Genomic DNA, 13,942 nt, shown 5'->3' with positions numbered 1-13,942 from the left:
AAGCTACAGGTGGGTCAAGCCACCGTCTACAGAGCCCCTCTCCCGGCCTTCGGCCACCCTCTCCCGCATGCGGGAAAGGGGAGAACAGGCATCAGGGCTTCTTTGCCTCTGCTTTGCTCGGCTCTGCCTTCTTCGGCTCCGCAGCGGCCGGCTTCTTCGCCGCCGCGGCCTTGCCCTCTTGCTTCATCTCGGCCGGCAGGTTCGCAGCCTGGGCCTTGAGCTCGTCAACCAGGGCCTTGCAGTCGTTGTCCTCGCCGAGGCCGAGTTCCACGGTGGGCAGCAGGGCCGCCAGTGGGCCGACCAGCGCGCCCAGGGCGATCGCGGCGCCGCCCTTGATCGCCAGGCGATCCCAATCCGGACGGATGCTCGGTGCGGCGAAGGTTCCGCCGATGTTGATCGGGGCGCGCAGCGACGCCAGGCCGATGCGCTTGGGCTTGGTGTGGATGCGGTAGTCCAGGGTCTCCTCGCGCAGGCTGATGCTGCCGTCGCCAAGGATGTTGGCCTCGCCGGTGTCCACCAGCAGCAGTCGCGTCTCCAGCAGGCCTTCCTTCATGCCCAGGTCGGCGACGGCGCAGCGTACGTCCGTCTCCGAGGGCAGGCCAAGCGCTGACAGCAGGGCCTTGCCGAACTCCAGGCCGGCGAGGTTCACCAGCAGTGCGCTGAGGTGGCCACGATTCATGTAGAGCTTGAGCTCGCCGTCGCCGCTGCCCAGGATCTGGGCGGTGGAGTTGCCGTAGCTGTCGATGCGCGCGCTGCCGCCGATCAGGCCGGTGCCGCTCAGCGCGGGGTTGTCGCGTACCAGGCGCTTGAGGTCGATGCGGCGGAAGTCGATGTCGCCGACTACGTGCACCACGTCGCTGCGTCCGTCGAGTTCGATGTTGCCGGCGATGCGGCCCTCGCCGATCCGGAACTGCAGCGGCTTGAGCTGCAGCTCGCCCTCGCGGGACACCAGGTGGGCGGACAGGCCGTCGAAGGGCAGGTCGCTCTCGATGCGGTCGGCGCGGTACTTGATGTCGAGATCGGCGGCGCGCAGCTTCGGCAGGTTGATCGGCTTGTCCGGGAGCACGCGCTCGCGCGCCTGCGCCTGGGCCCGCTGAGCTTTCTGCTCCTCGCTCTCGGTTTCCGCGCCAGCCTTTCCAGGGGTGACACCGACGAAGCCGCCGAGATCGGCCAGCACCACCTTGCTCGAGCGCATGTCGGCGGTGACCAGGCGGCGCTCGCCGCTGAGGTCCACCGCCAGGGTGCCGGACAGGTCGCTTTGGCCGACACGGCCATGGAAGTCGCGGAAGCGCACGCGGCCCTGTTCGTAGTCGAGGTGGCCCTGGAGGCTGTAGGCCGCGGTCGGCGGCAGCGGCACGCCGGTCAGGGGATAGAGGTCGGCCAGGGTATCGCCATTCAGCTGCAGGTCGAGTTGGGCGCCGCCGAACTTGGTCGGTTGCAGCAGCGTGCCCTTGAGCATGACCCGCGTCGCTCCGTTGACCACGCTCAGGCGCACCGGATAGGGCCGCTCCGGCTGGCGCAGCCCCAGCAATGAGCCACCGATGAAGTGGGCCGTGATCGGTGCGGCGTTGTAGGTGCCGCTCGCCTCGGCATGCAGGCGGGGCTCGCCGTCGGCCGCGTCCTCGGTCCCTACCCGGATCTCGAAGTCGGCGTGCAGGCGGGGCTCCTTGATCCGGGCATGGCCATTGCGGATCTCCAGGCGGTCGATCTCCAGGGCCCAGGGCCGGCCCCCTTCGGATTTCTCGCTCGGGGGCAGCTGCCAGTTGGGCTTGCCGTCCGGCCCCGCGTACAGGTCGGCGTCGGGCTTGTCGATCTGGATGTCCAGCAGACGGATCTCACGGTGCCACAACCGCCAGGGGTTGATGCGGATGGCCAGGCGCTCGATGCTGGCCATGCGGCTGTCCGCGGGGAACCCGTCCGGATTGGCGACGGCAATGCCGTCGAGCACGATCAGCGGGTGGCGCCCCAGATCGACATCCAGGCTGCGCACGCTGACCGGGCGGCCCAGGGCCGCCGAGGCCTGGCGCTCCACCAGGGGCCGGAACCAGTTCCAGTCGCCCAGCAGCAACAGCGTCGCCAGCAACAGCAGCGCGGCATACAGCAACCAGCGAATCCGGGGGCGTTTCTGCGTCATTGCTTCTTTCCGCTTGTAGGGCAGGACCGGCGTCACTCAGGATTCTGACACTCCCGGCGAGCCAGGCGTTCCCTCATCGCCGCCGCAGGATCCAGGCCTGCGCCGCATGCACGGGCAGCCAAAGCGCGATCCAGTGCAGGTTCTGCTGTGCCCCAGGCAGCAGCAAGAGCAGCAGGGCAAGAACCGCGCCCGCTACGACCAGCAGGGAGATACAGCGGGCACCCGCATCGGCCACGACGCCGGCCCGGAACTGCCGGACCCAGGCCGGCAGCAGCAGCAGGCACAGGGGGCTGAACAGCAGCAGGTTGCGGTTCTCCCACATGATCCAGTGGTCGGTCAGGAACCAGGTCGCCAGCAGCACCAGGCCACCCAGGCCAGCCACCAGGTTGAGCGTCAGGGCCAGGCCGGAGAGGCTCCAGCGCGCGGCGGCCGTCGCGCGGAAGCGCGCCAGCAGCAGCAGGACGGCTGCCAGGCCCAGGCCCAGCAGCGCCATCGGCGCCAGCAGCGACGGCGGGTGCTGGGGCTCCGCCAGGCCACCGGCGAGCACCCTCGCCTCCCCTCGCAGCAGCGGGCGGGAACTGCCGTCGACAGCGGACAGGCGGGCGCTGCGTACGGACTCCATCAGCACCATCGGCACGAAGCTCTGCTGCCAGCGATCGATGGGGCCGTCGCCACGGCCGCCCACCACGGCGTCCATGCCCAGGAACAGCGGCAGCACCGGCGAGATCAGGCGCGTGGCCTCGAACCGGTAGCTGACGCCGGTGGGCTGACCGGCGAGCTGGCGCCGCAACTGGCCGCCGGTGACGCGGTCGATGGCGTCGCGCACACGTGTGGAGCAGTTGGAGACGAAGTAGTCGTAGTGATAGTCGGCGTTCTCGGGCCGGGCGTTCCATTCCAGGAACGCGGCCAGCTCGCGGCTCTGCGCGGCGTCCAGGTTCAGCTCCTGCGCATGGACCCAGCGGCCTTCGTACTGGTACTGCGCCAGGGTATCGGCCAGCGGCTCCGCCGCGAGGCGGTACTGCATCTGCCCCCGCGCGAAGTTCAGGAAGAAGTTCTTCTGGTGGAAATCGAAGATGCCGTAGTTGTAGACGCGATCTTCGCCGTTGGCGATGTCGCGCACCAGCAGGGCGTTGTGACCAAAGCGCTGCCAGTAGACGGGACCCGGGGCGAAGGTCAGCAGGACGATCTGTGGCGCCGGACGCTCGGCGGCCAACGGGGCGGGCTCCTGGGCCTGGGCGGCGTGCAGGGACAGCAGCGCCAGCATCAGAGCCAGCCCGATGCGGCGAAGCATGCTCATGCGGGAGAGAGGGTGACCTGGAACATATGCACCCGGCGGCTGTCCGCGCGCTGCACATTGAAGTTGAAGCGCTCGATGCGCACGCTTTCGCCGCGCTTGGGCATGTGGCCGAAGCGGTGCAGCACCAGGCCGCCGATGGTGTCGAACTCGTCGGTGGGGAACTCGGTGCCGAAGTAGGCGTTGAAGTTCTCGATGGTGGTCAGGGCGTTGACCAGGAAGCGGCGCTCGTCCTGCTTGAGGATCAGGGCACCTTCGGCTTCGTCGTATTCGTCGTCGATGTCGCCGACGATCTGCTCCAGCACGTCCTCGATGGTGACCAGGCCGGCGACGCCGCCGTACTCGTCGGCAACCATCGCCATGTGGTTGCGCGACTTGCGGAAGTCCTTCAGCAGCACGTTGAGACGCTTGGACTCCGGAACGAACACGGCCGGGCGCAGCAGGCGCTGCAGGTCGAAGGTGGCGGGGTCGAAGCCCTCGACACCGGAGGAGAACTTGAGCAGGTCCTTGGCCAGCAGGATGCCGAGGATCTCGTCGCGCGAATCGCCGGTGACGGGGAAACGCGAGTGGCCGGATTCCACGACCACGGAGAGAATCTTGTCCAGGCGCCAGTCGGACTCCAGCGTGACCAGTTGCGCGCGCGGCACCATCACTTCACGTACCTGGGTATCGGCGCTGTCGAGGATTCCTTCGAACATTTCCTGCGCGTCGGCATCGAGCAGATCGCTCTCGCGCGCCTCCTGCAGCACCTCCAGCAGCTCCTCTCGGGTCTGCGGGCCACCGCCGAAGTTGTGGGTCACCCGGCGCCACCAGCGCTGCAGCGCGGTGCCGTCGGGCTTGGGACTGTGTTCGTCGTTATCGTTCATAGGGGTTGGAGAAGCCCAGTCGCTTCAGGATACGGGTTTCGAGTGCTTCCATGCGCAGGGCCTCGGAGTCCTGCTCGTGATCGTGCCCCAGCAGGTGCAGGCAGCCATGGACCACCATGTGGGCCCAATGGGCTCGGGCCGGCTTGCCCTGCTCCACGGCCTCGCGTGCCACCACCGGCGCACAGATCACCAGGTCTCCCAGCACCGGCAGGCTTTCCAGCTCCGGCTCGCCCTGGAAGGACAGCACGTTGGTGGGTTTGTCCTTGCCACGGTACTGGTGGTTCAGCTGGCGCGATTCCTCGTCGCCGACGATGCGGATGTTGAGCTCGCCCTTCTCTCGGCCCAGGGCGGCCAGCGCCCAGGCACGCAGCGAGGCCGGCGCCGGGATGCCGGCGGCAGGCACCATGCGCTGGATGCTGATGTCAGCCGTCACGCCGGGTTCTCCTGCAGCTCGTACAGCTCGTAGGCGTGCACGATGGCCTGCACCAGCGGATGACGCACTACGTCTTCCTTCTGGAAGCGGGTGAAGGAGATACCCGGCGTGGCGCCGAGCACGCGCTCGGCGTGGCGCAGGCCGGACATCTGGTGCTTGGGCAGGTCCACCTGGGTCATGTCCCCGGTGACCACGGCGACGCTGCCGAAGCCGATGCGCGTGAGGAACATCTTCATCTGCTCCACCGAGGTGTTCTGGGCCTCGTCCAGGATGATGAAGGACTCGTTGAGCGTGCGGCCGCGCATGAAGGCCAGCGGTGCGATCTCGATGACGCTCTTCTCGAGCAGGCGGGCAACCTTCTCGAAGCCCATCATCTCGTAGAGCGCGTCGTAGAGCGGACGCAGGTAGGGGTTGATCTTCTCGGTCATGTCGCCAGGCAGGAAGCCGAGCTTCTCGCCGGCCTCCACCGCAGGACGCACCAAGACAATGCGGCGCACGCGGTCGCGCTCCAGGGCCTGCACGGCGCTGGCCACGGCGAGGTAGGTCTTGCCGGTGCCGGCGGGACCGATGCCGAAGTTGAGGTCGTTGCTGGCGATGGCCCTCAGGTAGTGCTTCTGCTGCAGGCTGCGGCCACGCACCACACCGCGCTTGGTGCGCACCACCACTTCGCCGGTCGCCGCGCGCTCCTCTTCCGCCGCGGCTGCGTCCAGCTCCGGATCCGGGCCGTGCTCGGCCAGGGCCAGGTGGACGTGCTCGGTGGTGACGATGTCGTCCTCGGTCTGCTCGAACAGGTCGCGCAGCACGGCTTCGCCGCGAGCGATGTCCGGGCGGGCGCCGACCAACTGGAAGCGGTTGCCGCGGCTGCGAATCTCGATGCCCAGGCGCAGCTCGACCTGCCGCAGGTGGGCGTCGAAGGGGCCGTTGAGGTTGGCGATGCGCTGGGCTTCGTCCGGCAGCAGCTCCATGTCGAGCCGCGCCTGCACCGGTGCCTTCTTCATGCCGTCACCGCTTCGGCGCAGAGACGCCCGCGCAGGGAGTTGGTTTGCATCTCGGTGATCTCGATATCCACGAAATGGCCGATCAGCGACTCGGGGCCGTCGAAGTTGACCATGCGGTTGTGCGAGATGCGCCCGGCGATCTGGCCACGGCCGCGCTTGGAGTGCTTCTCCACCAGTACGCGCTGGGTGCTGCCGACCAGGGACTGCTTGAAGGCGTCGTCGAGCTGCTGGATGCGCTGCTGCAGCAGGTGCAGGCGGCGCGATTTCTCCTCTGCCGGCACGGTATCGCGCAGGTTGGCGGCCGGGGTGCCCGGCCGCGGGCTGTAGTTGAACGAGAAGGCGCAGTCGAAGCCGCACTCGGCGATCAGGTCCATGGTGCGCATGAAGTCGTCTTCCGACTCGGTGGGAAACCCCACGATGAAGTCGGACGACAGCGACAGGCCCGGTCGCGCCTGGCGGATGCGGCGGATCTTGTCGATGTACTGCGCACGGGTATAGCCGCGTTTCATCATGCCCAGGATGCGGTCGGAGCCGGATTGCACGGGGAGGTGCAAATAGCTCGCCAACTTGGGTTCCTCGGCATAAGCCTCGATCAGCGAATCCGTGAACTCGGCCGGGTGCGAGGTGGTGTAGCGGATGCGCTCGATGCCCGGGATCTGGGCGACATAGCGAATCAGCAGGGCGAGGTCGCAGGTCTCGCTGGTGTCGCCCATGCGTCCGCGGTAGGCGTTGACGTTCTGGCCCAGCAGGGTCAGTTCGCGCACGCCCTGCCCGGCCAGTTGGGCGCATTCCAGCAGCACGTCGTCCAGCGGGCGCGAGACTTCCTCGCCACGGGTGTAGGGCACCACGCAGAAGGTGCAGTACTTGGAGCAGCCTTCCATGATCGAGACGAAGGCGGTGACGCCCTCGGCGCGGGGCTCGGGCAGGCGGTCGAACTTCTCGATCTCGGGGAAGCTGACGTCCACAGCCGGCTTGCGCAGGGTGCGGGTGGTCTCCAGCAGCTCCGGCAGGCGGTGCAGGGTCTGGGGGCCGAAGACGATGTCCACCATCGGCTGGCGGGCGGCGATGGCCTCGCCCTCCTGGCTGGCGACGCAGCCGCCCACGCCGATCAGGCGGGCCGGATCGGCTTTTTTCCAGTCCTTCCAGCGGCCCAGTTCGGAGAACACCTTCTCCTGCGCCTTCTCGCGCACGGAGCAGGTGTTCAGCAGCAGCAAGTCGGCTTCGTCCGGGTTCTGGGTGCGCTCGTAACCATGTGATTTTGCGAGCACATCCGCCATCTTGGACGAGTCATACTCGTTCATCTGGCAGCCGTAGGTAATCAGGTACAGCTTCTTGGACATCGCGGAGGGCACAGCCGGGTGGGGCGCCGATTATACCGGAACCCCCTTTTCGCCCCGTTACAGCCTGTTTTCAGCTGCTTTTCAGGAAGTTATCCAGATTACCGCGGGCCGTGGCCTGCACTTTTTTCCTCAGCGGCGGGGTCCAGCCCAGCAGCAGGCCGGGGGGGCCCAGGGCCTGGCGCGACCAGGCCCAGAAGTCGAAGCGGTCGCGGTGGGTGGCGATCAGGCCGTCGCGGAAGGTGAACTCGGCGTCGATACGGTTGAGCACCATGCGGCCGGTGGCGGAGAAGCGGTAGTGCGCGTCCCAGTGCGCGCGGCCGGAGCGCTCGTCGGCCTGGATGCCGCTGTAGTCGAGCTTCCAGACGTCCGCGCCCTTGGTCCTGGTGGCGTGGCAGAGCATGGCCCACATGCCGGCGGTCTCGCGCTTGCCGTGCAGGGTGAAGACCGGGTCCTGGAACTCCACGTCGGGCGCGTAGCAGGAGGCCATGGTGTCGGCGTCCAGCGCGGCGAAGGCGCGGTAGAACTTCTCGATGAGTTCGGCGTTGCGGTGCATGGGCTATTCCCTGCGGCTGGAAGCCGTTCGTGTTGAGCCTGTCGAAACATGAACGGCCCGCACCGTACGGTCAACAGTTGCCGCTCACCCTTCGACAGGCTCAGGGCGAACGGCAACTTAACCAGCCTCGACTCAGTTGAACGTCTTCCCCGCCGCCGCCAGCTTCGCCAGCAGCGGTGCCGGCTCCCAGAAGCCCGGAGCCGACAGCGGGTTCCTGGCGAACTCGCGGCAGCGGGCGGCGACTTTGTCCAGGCCCTGCAGGTCGGCGTAGAGCATGGGGCCACCCAGGTGCAGCGGGAAGCCGTAGCCGTTGAGGTACATCATGTCGATGTCGGAGGCACGCAGGGCGATGCCCTCCTCGACGATGCGCGCGCCCTCGTTGACCAGGGCGTAGACCAGGCGCTCGACGATCTCGCTGTCGGGGATCGCGCGGCGCGTGACGCCCAGCTCCTTCGATACGTCGAGGATGATCTTCTCCACTTCCGGATCCGGGTGGGCGTTGCGGTCGCCCGGCTGGTAGGCATACCAGCCCTTGCCGGTCTTCTGGCCATAGCGGCCGAGCTCGCAGATGCGGTCGGCGATCAGGCTGTGTCGCATCTCAGGGTGCTCGGCGTAATGGCGCTTGCGGATGTACCAGCCCACGTCGTTGCCGGCGAGGTCGCTCATGCGGAAGGGGCCCATGGCGAAGCCCAGCTTCTCAATGGCGCCGTCTACCTGCTGCGGCAGCGCGCCCTCCTCCAGCAGCACCAGTGCCTCGGCGCTGTACTTGTTGATCATGCGGTTGCCGACGAAGCCGTCGCAGACGCCGGCGACCACCGGCAGCTTGCGAATCTTGCGGCCCAGCTGCATCACGGTAGCCATCACGTCCTTGGCGGTCTGCCTGCCGCGCACCACTTCGAGCAGGCGCATGACGTTGGCCGGAGAGAAGAAGTGCAGGCCGACGACGTCCTGCGGGCGCTGGGTGAAGGTGGCGATGCGGTCCAGGTCCAGCGTGGAGGTGTTGCTGGCGAGGATGGCGCCGGGCTTCATCACGGCGTCGAGCTGCGTGAACACGGCCTTCTTGACGTCCATGTCCTCGAACACGGCTTCGATCACGATGTCGGCCTGGCCCAGGTCGGCGTAGGACAGCGTGGGCTGGATCAGCGCCATGCGCTGGTCCAGCTTCTCCTGCGTGAGCTTGCCCTTCTTGACCTGGTTCTCGTAGTTCTTGCGGATCACGGTCAGGCCACGGTCCAGCGCGTCCTGCTTGACCTCGAGGATGCGCACGGGGATACCGACGTTGGCGAAGTTCATGGCGATGCCGCCGCCCATGGTGCCGGCGCCGATCACGGCGGCGCTTTCGATCTTGCGCAGCGGGGTGTCGTCCGGGATGTCCGGGATCTTGGCGGCGGCGCGCTCGCCAAAGAAGGCGTGGCGCAGCGCGCGCGACTCGGGGCCGTTGACCAGGAACTCGAAGCCCTGGCGCTCGACGGCCATGCCTTCGTCGAAGCTCTTGGTGGCGGCGGCCTCGATGCACTCCAGGCACTTGAGCGGCGCGGGCAGGCGGCCGGCCTGCTTGGCGACTTGCGCGCGGGCGGCGGCGAAGAAGGCGGCGGCGTCCGGCTGGGTCAGCGTGCGGTCGCGCACGCGCGGCAGCGGGCGGTTGCCGGCGATCTTGCGGGCGAAGGCCAGCGCGGAGGCCAGCAGCTCACCGGAGGTCACCATCTCGTCGAACAGCGCGGTGCCGGACAGCTTGGCGGCCGGCACCATGTCGCCGCTCACTACCATCTCCAGCGCGGTCTGCACACCGACCAGGCGCGGCAGGCGCTGCGTGCCGCCGCCGCCGGGCAGCAGGCCCAGCTTCACTTCGGGCAGGGCGATCTGCGCGTCGGGCACCGCCACGCGGTAGTGGCAGCCCAGCGCCAGCTCCAGGCCGCCGCCCAGGCAGACGCCGGAGATCGCCGCGACCACGGGCTTGTCCAGGGCCTCGATCTGCGCGATCAGGTCATGCAGGTTCGGCGTGGCCAGCATCAGCGGGCTGTTGAACTCGCGGATGTCGGCACCGCCGGAGAAGGCCTTAGCGGTGCCGGTCAGCACGATGGCCTTGATCGCGGGGTCCTTGGCAGCCTGCGCGAGGCCCTCGGCGATCCCTTGGCGCAGCGGCAGGCCCAAGCCGTTGACCGGGGGGCTGTTCATGCTGATGACGGCGATATCGCCCTCGCTGCGGGTGGCGCAGACGGACATGGGGTTCTCCTCGTTGGAATGGCCAAAGCTGAATCCTGAAGGCTAGACCCGCAAGGCTTCATCATTCAAATGAATGATTTTGATCCCCTCTGATAAAAACGGCTCATTGTTCGTCCGCCAGGGCCGTGGGCCATGAGACACCGGGGTTTACCATCGGCGGCATTGATGAAAAGGGATTCATGCAATTCATTGGCCTCATGGGCGGCTCCGGCCTATGCTGCGCCCCGCCATCCTGGAGGAACCATGGACCTGAATTTCACGGCGGCCGACGAGGCCTTCCGCGGCGAAGTCCGCGCATTCATCGACAAGAAGCTGCCCCCGGACATCCGCCGCAAGGTGCTGGAAGGCCAGCGCATGGTGAAGGACGACTACTACCGTTGGCACGTGATCCTGCACGAGCAGGGCTGGATCGCGGCCAACTGGCCCAAGGAATTCGGCGGCCCCGGCTGGACCGCCGCCCAGCAGCATATCTTCGAGGAGGAATGCGCCGACGCCGGCGCGCCGATCCTCTCGCCCTTCGGGCTGCGCATGGTCGCCCCGGTGATCATGGCCTTTGCCAGCCCGGAGCAGCAGCAGTACTACCTGCCGCGCATCCGCAGCGGCGAGCACTGGTGGTGCCAGGGCTACTCCGAGCCAGGCTCGGGCTCCGACCTCGCTTCGCTGCGCACCCGCGCCGAGCGCGTCGGCGACAAGTACATCGTCAACGGCCAGAAGACCTGGACCACCCTGGGCCACCACGGCAACTGGATCTTCTGCCTGGTGCGTACCAATGCGGAGGCGCGCAAGCAGGAGGGCATCTCCTTCCTGCTGATCGACATGAAGACGCCGGGCATCACCGTGCGCCCGATCATCATGATCGACGGCGAACATGAGGTGAACGAGGTCTGGTTCGAGAACGTCGAGGTGCCCGTGGGCAACCTGATCGGCGAGGAGAACAATGGCTGGACCTACGCCAAGTATTTGCTGGGCCACGAGCGCACCAATATCGCCGAGGTGGGCCGCTCCAAGCGCCGCCTGAAGCGCCTGAAGGAGATCGCGGCGAAGCAGCCAGGCTCCGATGGCAAGCCGCTGCTGCAGGACGTCCGCTTCCGCGACCGTATCGCGCAGGTGGAGATCGAGCTGATGGCGCTGGAGATCACCAACCTGCGCGTGATCTCCGCCGACATGGAAGGCCGCGCGCCGGGCCCCGAGGCCTCGCTGCTGAAGATCCGCGGCTCGGAGATCCAGCAGACGCTGACCGAGCTGATGATGCAGGCGCTGGGACACGACGCCCTGCCCTACCAGCACGCGGCGATGGAACCGGACTTCTCGGGCGAGGTGATCGGACCCGACTACGGCGTGCCGCTGTCGGGACAGTACTTCAATTTCCGCAAGACCACGATCTACGGCGGATCCAACGAGATCCAGCGCAACATCATCTCCAAGATGATCCTCGGCTTCTGAGGCCCCTCTACCCATGAACTTCAATTTCAGCGAAGAGCAGCAGCAGCTGCGCGATACCCTCGACCGCTACGTGCGCAAGGACTACGGTTTCGAGAAGCGTCGCGGCATCATCAACGGCAACGACGGCTGGAGCCGCGAGGTCTGGGCGCAGCTGGCGGACCTCGGCGTGCTCGCCGTGGGCCTGCCGGAAGAATACGGCGGTCTCGGGGGCGGTCCCTTCGACACGCTGCTGGTGATGGAGGCCCTGGGCCGCGGCATGGTGGTGGAGCCGTACCTGGCCACGGTGGTGCTGGGCGCGGGCCTGGTGGCCAGGGCCGGCAGCGAGGCCCAGAAGGCGGACCTCCTGCCGGCGGTGGCCGGTGGCGATCTGCGCCTGGCGCTGGCGCATTACGAGCGCGGCAGCCGCTACGACCTGGCTCGCATCCAGACCACGGCTCGTCGTGACGGCGACGGCTGGGTGCTGGACGGGCACAAGAGCGTGGTGATGCATGGCGCCGCCGCGGATCGCCTGCTGGTGTCGGCCCGCACTCAGGGCGGCATCTCACTGTTCCTGGTGGACGCCCAGGCCGCGGGTATCACGCGCCACGACACGCCGGCGCAGGACGGGCACCGGGTGGCCGAGGTGGCGCTGAAGGGTCTGCGCGTCGGCAACGATGCCCTGGTCGGTGCCGAAGGCGCCGCGCTGCCGCAGATCGAGCTGGCGCTGGACCACGCCATCGCCGCGCTCTGCGCCGAGGCCGTGGGGGCCATGGGTTCGCTGATCGAAGCCACGGTGGGATACCTCAAGACGCGCAAGCAGTTCGGCGTGCCCATCGGCAGCTTCCAGGCGCTGCAGCACCGCGCCGTGGAGATGTACCTGCACGCCGAACAGGCGCGCTCGATGAGCTACCTCGCCGCCGACAAGCTGGGCGCCTCCGACGTGGCCGAGCGCCGCCGCGCGATCTCCGGCGCCAAGGTGCTGGTGGGCAACGCCGCGCGTTACGTCGGCCAGCAGGCGGTGCAGCTGCACGGCGGCATCGGCGTGACGGACGAACTGGCGGTGGGTCACTACTTCAAGCGGCTGACGATGATCACGCTGCTGCTGGGAGATGTGGATCATCACCTGGCGCTGTTCAGCGAGGCGATGGGTGATCTGCCGTGATGCGGCGATGCCTGAACGGCATCACCTGCGGCGGATCACGGGCGGCCACGGATGGCCGCCCAGGGGATCAATCAGCTAACCGATATCTCGCCATGGATGGCACTGCAGAGCTCTGATCTTGCGGGGTTTCGCTAGCCCGAAGTGTCACCCTTCGCCGGGCTCGGGGCGGGCGGTTGGAGGAGTACTTTTACTTTCCTACAGAAGCTTTCCCCTCGGGACTGCTCCTGCGTCACTCTACCTCGGGCATCCTTGACCTCGCCCGCGCCTCTCCCGCGGGCAGGGAGCGGAATAACCGATCTATCGCATCACCGCGATAGCGTCCCTCAGCTCCTGCTCGCTGAGGCTGGGATCGCCACCCTTCGGCGGCATCTGGCCCTTGCCCTCGATGGCGTGCTTCAGTAACCCATCCGGCCCACCCGCTGCCCGCTCGCGTAAAGCCCAGGCCGCCTTGTCGTGAGACCTGGGAGCATTCAGCATACCCGAGGCATGGCAAGCACCGCAGACCTGCGCCACCACCTGCTCGCCGCTGCGCGGAGCTGCTGGTGCTGCCACCGGGGTCAGTGCAGCCAACTGTTCCTGCGAGGTGGCCACGACACCGACCGGCGCAATGCGCTGGGCAATCAGTTCACGCTGCTGCTCCGGGTCCTGCTCGTGCTGGCCGACCAAGCCCGCCGCCAGGGCCAGCCCGCCTGTGACGGCGAGCAGCAGACCCAGCACCAGCCCGAAGCGGGCAAAGAAGGCCTGGTTCGAGTGCTTGTCGAGCAGATCGAGCGGGGGCGGCGGGCCGGGCTTCACATCCTTGGGATCAACGTCGATGGTCATGGCGCTTGCGTTCCAGGGCTTCGGCCGCGCCTGCAGGCTCGATCTGGCGGGCATCGTTGGCGTGGCGTTCCGAACGCTGCTGCAGCTTCTTGGCCTGATCGCATCCCACCGGCCTGCGCTCCGCCCATTCGACTTCGTCCAGGCCGCTGCCCATGCCGGCGGTGGAGGTGCTACGGGTCAACTGCGCGTCTTGCGGCGCACGGCGCGCGCGCACGGCGGGCGAGCGGGACGCGTCGTCGTCCAGCAAGGTTTCCGGCGAGAGGTCGTCGGCGGTCACGCGGCCGTCCGGGGTCTCCCCGCCGCTGCGTCCCAACCCGGCGACGCGCGCGGACGGGAATGCCTGCGAGCCATCGGCACCTTCCGAATCCCGCTCGAATTCCAGCGGATGTGGAGCGGCTTCTCCGCGATTGTCGCGGCGACGCTTGCGCGAATAAGGCGCCGCGCCGCGCACCCGCTCGCGGCTCACCGGGAGCCTCCCGAGGCCTTCCCGGGGACCTTGGCGCCCTTCTTGCGCGCCTCCGACAAGCCGATGGCGATGGCCTGCTTGCGGCTGCGTACGGTGCCACCCTTGCCGCCCGGACCGCTCTTGAGCGTGCCACGCTTGCGCCGGCGCATCGCGCTGGCGACGGTCTTGGACGCGCCCTTGCTGTACCGGCGGGCTCCTGCTCTCTTCGCTGTAGCCATGTTGTCCTCCT

The 13,942-nt window shown here is 67.8% G+C and carries 13 protein-coding genes; 2 read left to right on the top strand and 11 right to left on the bottom strand.

Translation table 11 applies throughout. The features are described 5' to 3' along the window. Positions 1–91: 91 nt before the first annotated feature. From QT386_RS11120 to QT386_RS11085, 8 genes are all read right to left on the bottom strand, one after another. Complete coding sequence (locus QT386_RS11120) at positions 92–2,134, bottom strand: AsmA family protein (RefSeq protein WP_289273835.1); 2,043 nt, start codon at positions 2,132–2,134, stop codon at positions 92–94. A 73-nt stretch (positions 2,135–2,207) separates the two neighbouring features. Further along, a complete protein-coding gene (locus QT386_RS11115) occupies positions 2,208–3,431 on the bottom strand; it encodes a DUF4105 domain-containing protein (RefSeq protein WP_289273834.1) in 1,224 nt (407 codons plus the stop codon). Further along, positions 3,428–4,294: an HlyC/CorC family transporter gene (locus QT386_RS11110; protein WP_289273833.1), complete on the bottom strand. Its 867-nt coding sequence runs from the start codon at positions 4,292–4,294 to the stop codon at positions 3,428–3,430. The genes QT386_RS11115 and QT386_RS11110 overlap by 4 nt, the downstream gene beginning before the upstream one ends. Continuing rightward, complete coding sequence (gene ybeY, locus QT386_RS11105) at positions 4,284–4,700, bottom strand: rRNA maturation RNase YbeY (RefSeq protein ID WP_301334274.1); 417 nt, start codon at positions 4,698–4,700, stop codon at positions 4,284–4,286. Before ybeY ends, QT386_RS11110 begins: the two co-directional genes overlap by 11 nt. 23 nt (positions 4,701–4,723) lie before the next feature. After that, on the bottom strand, positions 4,724–5,725 hold the full coding sequence (locus tag QT386_RS11100) for a PhoH family protein (protein ID WP_289273831.1): 1,002 nt from the start codon (positions 5,723–5,725) through the stop codon (positions 4,724–4,726). Then, positions 5,722–7,065, bottom strand: a complete 1,344-nt coding sequence (miaB, locus tag QT386_RS11095) for a tRNA (N6-isopentenyl adenosine(37)-C2)-methylthiotransferase MiaB (protein WP_289273830.1) — start codon at positions 7,063–7,065, stop codon at positions 5,722–5,724. The genes QT386_RS11100 and miaB overlap by 4 nt, the downstream gene beginning before the upstream one ends. A gap of 70 nt (positions 7,066–7,135) precedes the next feature. Beyond that, positions 7,136–7,618 (bottom strand): nuclear transport factor 2 family protein, encoded by a 483-nt coding sequence (locus tag QT386_RS11090; protein ID WP_289273829.1) that lies wholly within the window; start codon positions 7,616–7,618, stop codon positions 7,136–7,138. Positions 7,619–7,750: 132 nt separating this feature from the next. Beyond that, complete coding sequence (locus tag QT386_RS11085; RefSeq protein WP_289273828.1) at positions 7,751–9,841, bottom strand: 3-hydroxyacyl-CoA dehydrogenase NAD-binding domain-containing protein; 2,091 nt, start codon at positions 9,839–9,841, stop codon at positions 7,751–7,753. A gap of 243 nt (positions 9,842–10,084) precedes the next feature. Here QT386_RS11085 and QT386_RS11080 point away from each other — a divergent pair, with 243 nt between their 5' ends. Beyond that, positions 10,085–11,284, top strand: coding sequence for an acyl-CoA dehydrogenase family protein (locus QT386_RS11080; RefSeq protein WP_289273827.1), 1,200 nt, complete (start codon positions 10,085–10,087; stop codon positions 11,282–11,284). Between the two features lie 13 nt (positions 11,285–11,297). Next, positions 11,298–12,425, top strand: a complete 1,128-nt coding sequence (locus tag QT386_RS11075; RefSeq protein ID WP_289273826.1) for an acyl-CoA dehydrogenase family protein — start codon at positions 11,298–11,300, stop codon at positions 12,423–12,425. 297 nt (positions 12,426–12,722) lie between these two features. Here the strand turns inward: QT386_RS11075 and QT386_RS11070 are convergent, their stop codons facing one another. From QT386_RS11070 to QT386_RS11060, 3 genes are read right to left on the bottom strand one after another with little or no spacing between them, the layout of a single operon-like run. After that, positions 12,723–13,247, bottom strand: a complete 525-nt coding sequence (locus QT386_RS11070) for a cytochrome c5 family protein (protein ID WP_289273825.1) — start codon at positions 13,245–13,247, stop codon at positions 12,723–12,725. Further along, positions 13,231–13,713 carry a hypothetical protein gene (locus tag QT386_RS11065; protein WP_289273824.1) on the bottom strand — a complete coding sequence of 161 codons (483 nt, stop codon included), beginning with the start codon at positions 13,711–13,713 and terminating at the stop codon, positions 13,231–13,233. The genes QT386_RS11070 and QT386_RS11065 overlap by 17 nt, the downstream gene beginning before the upstream one ends. Further along, the gene (locus QT386_RS11060; RefSeq protein WP_289273823.1) at positions 13,710–13,931 is read right to left on the bottom strand and encodes a DUF6496 domain-containing protein; all 222 of its coding nucleotides are present in this window, start codon (positions 13,929–13,931) and stop codon (positions 13,710–13,712) included. The genes QT386_RS11065 and QT386_RS11060 overlap by 4 nt, the downstream gene beginning before the upstream one ends. Positions 13,932–13,942: the final 11 nt, after the last annotated feature.

The sequence above is a fragment of the Solimonas sp. SE-A11 genome, from assembly GCF_030345715.1.
GTDB lineage: Bacteria > Pseudomonadota > Gammaproteobacteria > Nevskiales > Nevskiaceae > Solimonas_A.
This window is presented reverse-complemented; position numbering and strand designations above follow the sequence as displayed.

What these genes read in the sequence shown, in the direction of transcription:
- QT386_RS11120 (WP_289273835.1), bottom strand. Translation starts at nt 2,134, where the DNA reads ATGACGCAGAAACGCCCCCGGATTCGCTGGTTGCTGTATGCCGCGCTG.
- QT386_RS11080 (WP_289273827.1), top strand. Translation starts at nt 10,085, where the DNA reads ATGGACCTGAATTTCACGGCGGCCGACGAGGCCTTCCGCGGCGAAGTC.
- QT386_RS11060 (WP_289273823.1), bottom strand. Translation starts at nt 13,931, where the DNA reads ATGGCTACAGCGAAGAGAGCAGGAGCCCGCCGGTACAGCAAGGGCGCG.
- QT386_RS11090 (WP_289273829.1), bottom strand. Translation starts at nt 7,618, where the DNA reads ATGCACCGCAACGCCGAACTCATCGAGAAGTTCTACCGCGCCTTCGCC.
- QT386_RS11110 (WP_289273833.1), bottom strand. Translation starts at nt 4,294, where the DNA reads ATGAACGATAACGACGAACACAGTCCCAAGCCCGACGGCACCGCGCTG.
- QT386_RS11085 (WP_289273828.1), bottom strand. Translation starts at nt 9,841, where the DNA reads ATGTCCGTCTGCGCCACCCGCAGCGAGGGCGATATCGCCGTCATCAGC.
- QT386_RS11100 (WP_289273831.1), bottom strand. Translation starts at nt 5,725, where the DNA reads ATGAAGAAGGCACCGGTGCAGGCGCGGCTCGACATGGAGCTGCTGCCG.
- QT386_RS11070 (WP_289273825.1), bottom strand. Translation starts at nt 13,247, where the DNA reads ATGACCATCGACGTTGATCCCAAGGATGTGAAGCCCGGCCCGCCGCCC.
- ybeY (WP_301334274.1), bottom strand. Translation starts at nt 4,700, where the DNA reads ATGGTGCCTGCCGCCGGCATCCCGGCGCCGGCCTCGCTGCGTGCCTGG.
- QT386_RS11075 (WP_289273826.1), top strand. Translation starts at nt 11,298, where the DNA reads ATGAACTTCAATTTCAGCGAAGAGCAGCAGCAGCTGCGCGATACCCTC.
- miaB (WP_289273830.1), bottom strand. Translation starts at nt 7,065, where the DNA reads ATGTCCAAGAAGCTGTACCTGATTACCTACGGCTGCCAGATGAACGAG.
- QT386_RS11115 (WP_289273834.1), bottom strand. Translation starts at nt 3,431, where the DNA reads ATGAGCATGCTTCGCCGCATCGGGCTGGCTCTGATGCTGGCGCTGCTG.